General features: G+C 70.1%; 7 protein-coding genes and 1 pseudogene. 5 read left to right on the top strand and 3 right to left on the bottom strand.

The annotated features are described in order from the left end of the window. Positions 1-456 precede the first annotated feature (456 nt). The 4 genes from ACWCO3_RS30110 to ACWCO3_RS30095 all read left to right on the top strand — a co-directional run bounded on the left by ACWCO3_RS30110 (position 457) and on the right by ACWCO3_RS30095 (position 3,706). Positions 457-1,377: a proteasome assembly chaperone family protein gene (locus ACWCO3_RS30110; protein ID WP_145784107.1), complete on the top strand. Its 921-nt coding sequence runs from the start codon at positions 457-459 to the stop codon at positions 1,375-1,377. Between the two features lie 37 nt (positions 1,378-1,414). Next, positions 1,415-2,212: an exodeoxyribonuclease III gene (locus ACWCO3_RS30105; RefSeq protein ID WP_358163149.1), complete on the top strand. Its 798-nt coding sequence runs from the start codon at positions 1,415-1,417 to the stop codon at positions 2,210-2,212. A 19-nt stretch (positions 2,213-2,231) separates the two neighbouring features. After that, positions 2,232-2,549, top strand: coding sequence for an antibiotic biosynthesis monooxygenase family protein (locus tag ACWCO3_RS30100; RefSeq protein WP_450013259.1), 318 nt, complete (start codon positions 2,232-2,234; stop codon positions 2,547-2,549). 281 nt (positions 2,550-2,830) lie between these two features. After that, entirely contained in the window at positions 2,831-3,706 is an 876-nt protein-coding gene (locus tag ACWCO3_RS30095) for an alpha/beta fold hydrolase (protein ID WP_450013257.1), read from the top strand. 216 nt (positions 3,707-3,922) lie between these two features. Here ACWCO3_RS30095 and ACWCO3_RS30090 read toward each other — a convergent pair whose 3' ends face one another. Then, positions 3,923-4,126 (bottom strand): hypothetical protein, encoded by a 204-nt coding sequence (locus tag ACWCO3_RS30090; protein ID WP_145784118.1) that lies wholly within the window; start codon positions 4,124-4,126, stop codon positions 3,923-3,925. Positions 4,127-4,365: 239 nt separating this feature from the next. On the opposite strand from ACWCO3_RS30090, the gene ACWCO3_RS30085 reads away from it, so the two are divergent. Beyond that, positions 4,366-4,590, top strand: coding sequence for a GntR family transcriptional regulator (locus ACWCO3_RS30085; RefSeq protein ID WP_358051844.1), 225 nt, complete (start codon positions 4,366-4,368; stop codon positions 4,588-4,590). A 128-nt stretch (positions 4,591-4,718) separates the two neighbouring features. Here the strand turns inward: ACWCO3_RS30085 and ACWCO3_RS30080 are convergent, their stop codons facing one another. Together ACWCO3_RS30080 and ACWCO3_RS30075 are read right to left on the bottom strand one after the other, a co-directional pair. Next, positions 4,719-5,384 carry a class F sortase gene (locus ACWCO3_RS30080; RefSeq protein ID WP_244311996.1) on the bottom strand — a complete coding sequence of 222 codons (666 nt, stop codon included), beginning with the start codon at positions 5,382-5,384 and terminating at the stop codon, positions 4,719-4,721. Positions 5,385-5,637: 253 nt separating this feature from the next. Beyond that, positions 5,638-5,916, bottom strand: a pseudogene (locus ACWCO3_RS30075) (hypothetical protein); the annotation flags it as partial.

Genomic DNA, 5,916 nt, shown 5'->3' with positions numbered 1-5,916 from the left:
GGCGTACGGGTCGTCGAGGGTGCCGTCGTCACGCATCAACCGAGGCTAGGCAGGTGGAAACGCCGATCACGCACGGTGATCACGTGGCCATCGCCACACATCCGGTCCGCTCCGGTGGACGACAGGGTCGGGTCGACCCGCCCGAGGAACGGACCTCGCGTACCGGATGAAGCCGGCATTTCCCGCAGGCCGACCCGGCCGGGGACAGGGAGCCACATCCGACTCTCGGACCCGACATGATCGACAAACTCGGCCTTTGGGCTGAACCGGATCTCCACCGATCGGCCCGCCGGACCCGCCTCGCGATGAAAACAGCTGATTAGTCCGGTCATGCCCATCCCCCGGGCGGCGGATCGCCCGGAGCAGGAATGCGCCAGGATGGCGGGTACGTTGCCCGAACGGGTGCCCTCCGTCGCGACGGCACCCCGCAGGCACATTTCAGGGAGGTCCGCACCGGTGCTCGACCCACACGAGCTCTACCAGCTCACCGACGATCTGCCCGACCTCGGGCAACCGGTCCTGATCCAGGCCCTCACCGGGTTCGTGGACGCCGGCAACGCCAGCCGGCTGGCGCGCGAGCAACTGCTCACCTCGCTCGAGGGCCGGCCGATCGCCACCTTCGACGTCGACCAGCTCTTCGACTACCGATCGCGACGACCGGTGATGACCTTCGTCGAGGACCACTGGGAGAGCATCGATGCCCCCTCGCTGGAGCTGCACCTCCTGCAGGACGACGACGAGACACCGTTCCTGCTGCTCACCGGCCCCGAGCCGGACCTGCAGTGGGAACGGTTCGTGGCCGCCGTCGCCGGGCTCGCCGCCCGGCTGGACGTCCGGCTCACCGTGGGGCTCAACTCCATCCCCATGGCGGTGCCACACACCCGTCCGACCGGGGTGACCGCGCACGCCACCCGCCCGGAACTGATCTCCGGCTACGAGCCCTGGCTGCAACGCGTCCAGGTGCCCGGAAGCGTCGGCCACCTGCTGGAGTTCCGCCTCGGCGAGCAGGGTCGCGACGCGCTGGGCTTCGCCGCCCACGTGCCGCACTACGTGGCGCAGACCGAGTACCCGGCCGCCGCCGAGGTGCTGCTCACCTCGGTGTCCCGCAGCACCGGCCTGCTGCTGCCCGGTGACGGGCTGCGCTCGGCCGCCGAGGTGGTTCGGGTGGAGATCGACAGGCAGGTCGCCCAGACCGACGACGCCGCCGCCCTGGTCCAGGCCCTGGAGGAGCAGTACGACGCGTTCGCCCGAGGTCGGGGCGAGAAGAGCCTGCTCGCCCCGGACGCCGGACCACTGCCGACGGCCGACGAACTCGGCGCGGAACTGGAACGGTTCCTGGCCGAACAGACCCGTCCCGGCGACACCCCGGCCGGCTGACCCGGCGTAGCGGCGGCGGATGCGGCAGGCTGGAGGCATGCGCCTGGCGACCTGGAACGTCAACTCGGTGAAGGCCCGCCTACCCCGACTGTTGGAGTGGCTGGCCGACACCGGGCCGGACGTCGTCTGCCTGCAGGAGACCAAGTGCCCCGACGGCGCCTTCCCGGTGGCCGAGGTGGGCACGTTGGGCTACAGCGTGGCCAGCCACAGCGACGGCCGGTGGAACGGGGTCGCCATCCTGTCCCGGGTCGGGCTGGACGACGTCCGGGTCGGGTTCGCCGGCGAGCCCGGCTTTCCCGCCCCGGAGGCCCGGGCCATCTCCGCGACCTGCGACGGGGTCCGGGTCTGGTCGGTGTACGTGCCCAACGGCCGGACGCCGGACGACCCGCACTACGCGTACAAGTTGGCCTGGTTCGCCGCGCTACGCGACGCGCTGGAGACGGAGTTGGCCGGCGGGCTCCCGCTGGCGGTCAGCGGTGACTTCAACGTCGCCCCGACCGACGCCGACGTCTGGGACCCGGCCGTCTTCACCCACTCCACGCACGTCACCCCGGCCGAGCGGGCCGCCCTCGCCGCGCTGCGCGACCTGGGCCTCAGCGACGTCGTGCCCACCCCCATGAAGGGGCCACACCCCTTCACGTACTGGGACTACCGGGCCGGGATGTTCCACCAGAACAAGGGCATGAGAATCGACCTGGTGTACGCGTCCGCGCCGTTCGCCCGGGCGGTCCGCTCGGCGTACGTGGACCGGGAGGCCCGCAAGGGCAAGGGCCCCTCCGACCACGCGCCGATCGTTGTCGACGTGGACCTGGTCCCAGCGGTCGAGACGTTCTGAGCCTGGCTAGGGTGGGCAGATGGCAGTCGTGAAGATCAACGCGATCGACGTCCCGCCTGGTGGCGGCGCGGAGTTGGAGAAGCGGTTCGCCGCACGGGCCGGAGCTGTGGAGAACTCCCCCGGCTTCCTCGGCTTCGAACTCCTCCGCCCGGTGGCCGGCGAGACCCGCTACTTCGTCTACACGAAGTGGGAGAGCGAAGAAGCGTTCCAGGCATGGGCCGCCGGGCCGTCGCGCGCCGCCCACGCCGCCGCCCCCGGCGACAAGCCTCGTCCCCCGGTCTCCACCAGTGCCAGCCTGCTGGAGTTCGAGGTGGCGCTGCACGTCCCCCAGCCCTGACCCGCGCCCCAGCCCTGACCCGCTCCCCAGCCCTGCACACCACTCACCCAGCGCTTGATCCACTCGGGTTCTTTGATGTCGGGGTGTCCGGACGACTCGGTCACCCCGATGTCCTTGAAGGCGAGTGGATCAACGCTTGCGCCAGCCGGGCGGAACCCCACGTAAAGGGCGAAATGCGCTGATAGCGTCGAATGGGCCCGCGCGGTAGCCGGCCATCAGTCGCCCGACCGGGGCGTCCCGTCGGCACCGGCGGCGTCCCACGGAGTCGCGGGGGTCAGGCCATGTTCGACGGGTTCGAGGAATTCGACATCGACACCTCCGGCGCGACGATCCACGGCCGGCAGGGTGGAAGCGGGCCTCCCGTTCTGCTCCTGCACGGCATCCCCGAGACGCACCTCATGTGGCATCGGATCGCGCCGCGGCTCGCCGAGAGCTTCACAGTCGTCGCCACCGACCTGCGGGGCTGGGGCGGCAGCGGCAAACCACCGAGCACCGCCGATCACGAGCCGTACAGCATGCGTGCCATCGCCCGCGACCAGATCGAGGTGATGCGGCGCCTGGGCCACGAGCGGTTCCGGCTCGTCGGCCACGACCGCGGGGCCCGCTGCGCGTACCGTCTAGCGCTGGACGAACCGGACGTCGTCACCCGGCTGGCCGTCCTGGACGTCGTCCCCATCGGAGATGTCTACAACCGCGCCGACAAGGCGTTCAGCCTCTCCTACTGGGTCTGGTCCTTCCTGGCGGCACCGGCGCCGGTGCCCGAGCAGTTCATCGACGCGGCGCCCGCGGTGCTCGTCGACTTCGTGCTCGACACCTGGCCCGAGGTCAAGGACGCCTTCCCGCCCGAGGTACGGGCGGCGTACGTCGAGCAGTTCCGCGACCCCGCCACGGCACACGCGATCTGCGAGGAGTTCCGCGCCGCCGCGACGCTCGACTACCAGCAGGACGAGGCGGACCGGGGAAACCGGAAGATCACCTGCCCGGTGCTGTTCCTGTGGAGCCAACGCGGCCAGGTCGCGAAGCTCTACGACGACCCGCTCGCGATCTGGCGGGAGTGGGCCGACGACGTTCGCGGTGGGCCGGTGCCGGTCGGGCACTTCATCCCGGAAGAGGCCCCCGACGAAACCACCCGCCAACTCCTCGGCTTCCTGAACTGATGCCCGGCGAATACCAGTCCACCACGGCCCGAGGGCCGCTCACCCCAGGGCTTGATCCACTCGGGATCGCCGAACTGGGGGTGTCCGGGCCGCTGGGATACCCCCACTTCGGCGAAGGCGAGTGGATCAAGCGCCGGAGCGTGGCATCAGGACTTGCGGGAGGACTGGAGAGGGCGAAGGCGTTGACGTTTGCCGGCAGACTGCGGGGCCGAGTGGTCACTGTTTTTGGAACATGACTGCGGCGACGTCCGCCAGGAGCTCCAGCGACCAATCGAGCTGCGGACAGTCACCGTGACCTCGACACTCTCGGCAGCCGCCTGCCTGCCAGGGCCGATCGACCGCCCGAGTCCAATGCGCGTCAAGCACGCGCTTCGCCACGAACAACTCGGTCGCCTTGGACACCGGCTCGTCGATGGGCATGTGCGACACCTCCATGCGTCCCGAAGTAGCTGCCCCGGGGGCAGAGCCCGACGTCGTGCTCCCCGGGACGTGCCGGATACCTCGGAGTGCTGAAGTCCAGAACTACCCGACTGTCTCACTGTATCCACTGTCTCAGTGTAGTCAAGTTCTCACTGTATCTACTTTGCTGGATTGTCGCCTTGTCCTGCTCGGGCCCGGGCTGGAAGCATGATCTCCGCTGAAGTCCAGGAGAGTCGATCATGCCAACCAGACCACCGCACTACCGCCGTGTTGCGGACGACATCGAGCTGAAGATCCGCTCCGGTGAATACCGACCTGGGCACCAGTTGCCATCCGTGTCGGAGATCGGCGAGATCTACAACGTCGCGCGGTCAACCGCGTACCGCGCAGTCAAAGAGCTGCATGACCGCAACCTCGTCTACGGACAGCAAGGCCAAGGCGTGTTCGTCGCCGAGACCGAGTAGCGCGCTGCACCCCACGGGCCGCCCACCCCGGGCTTGATCCGCTCGAGTTCGCCGAACTGGGGGTGTCCGGGCGGCGGGGATACCCCAACGTCGGCGAAGGCGAGTGGATCAAGCGGTTGAGCGCCGCCTCAGGACTTGCGGGAGGACTGGAAGGTGGCGAAGGCGATGACGTTGTCGGCGTAGCCGGTGCGTCCGCCGATGAACTGCCCGCCGCAGGTGATCAACCGCAGACCGGGGGGCCCGTCGTGGCCGTAGATCCGTTCGGCGGGCAACTGGTCCTTTGGGAAGTGCTCCACGGTGTCGACCCGGAACACCACCACCGACTCGTCCGCGCGGGCCACCTCGATCAAGTCGCCGGGCTTCAGCTTGCCCAGGTCGTAGAAGACCGACGGGCCGGTCTTGGTGTCCACGTGCCCGACGATCACCGCCGGGCCGGGCTCGCCGGGCGTCGGCCCACGGTCGTACCAGCCGGTCTCGTTGTGCCGTTCCAACGGCGGTACGGCGATCGAGCCGTCCCGTGCCTGCCCGACGGGTTCCACCGGCGCAGCCACCTTGATCGACGGGACGTTGAGGCGCACCGGACGACTGGCCGACAACCCGACGGACTCGCTGCGGGGCGGCCGGTCGCCGCCGGCCGGGGCGAAGTCGAACGGCCCGACCGAGCGACCCAGCCCCGCCCCGGTGGCGAAGACCCCGGCCAGCACCAGCACCACGGCCAGCGGCACCGACCACGGGCTACGGCCCGAGGGCCGGCTGCGCCGAGGCGTGACTGCGGTCGGCGGGCGAGCAGCCACAGTCGGACGCTCGGGGACGAACGGGCTGTCGTCCAGCGGCAGGGGGCGGTCGTCGAAGCGGTCGTCCCCCGGCCAACGGTCGTCCCGCGGGAGCCGGTCGTCGAAGCGGTCGTCCGTCGGCGAGCGGTCGTCCCGGTCGTCTCGGGTGGGGTGCGGACCAGGGGACGGGCGGGGACCCGACGACGGGCGGGGACCGGGGGACGGGCGGGGACCGGGCGGTGGCGACGCGGGTCGGAAGATCTCCATGGCCGGCTCAGCGCCCAGCGCCACGGACCAGACGCGGCCGACGCAGCGCCACTACGGCGAGGACCAACCCGGTGATGGTCAGCGCCGCGCCGACGGGCAACAGCAGCTTGCCGGTGATTCCGCCGGTGCCACCACCGAAGCCGGTAGCCGGACCCCGACTGGGCTGGGACGGCACCTTCTTGACCACCTGGACGACGCTGGTGTACCAGATGACCAAGAAGCGTGGAGGCCGCTGATGTGGCGCGACCATCTCACCGAGATCATCGTCTTCTCCCTGCTGTTCCTC

It is taken from the genome of Micromonospora sp. NPDC002411 (assembly GCF_053592955.1).
Note: the sequence above shows the minus strand (reverse complement) of the source record. Positions and strands in the feature narration are given on the sequence as shown.

Bases quoted from the DNA above. Each gene is read 5' to 3' on its own strand.
- ACWCO3_RS30105 (WP_358163149.1), top strand. From the start codon at position 1,415: ATGCGCCTGGCGACCTGGAACGTCAACTCGGTGAAGGCCCGCCTACCC.
- ACWCO3_RS30100 (WP_450013259.1), top strand. From the start codon at position 2,232: ATGGCAGTCGTGAAGATCAACGCGATCGACGTCCCGCCTGGTGGCGGC.
- ACWCO3_RS30095 (WP_450013257.1), top strand. From the start codon at position 2,831: ATGTTCGACGGGTTCGAGGAATTCGACATCGACACCTCCGGCGCGACG.
- ACWCO3_RS30090 (WP_145784118.1), bottom strand. From the start codon at position 4,126: ATGCCCATCGACGAGCCGGTGTCCAAGGCGACCGAGTTGTTCGTGGCG.
- ACWCO3_RS30085 (WP_358051844.1), top strand. From the start codon at position 4,366: ATGCCAACCAGACCACCGCACTACCGCCGTGTTGCGGACGACATCGAG.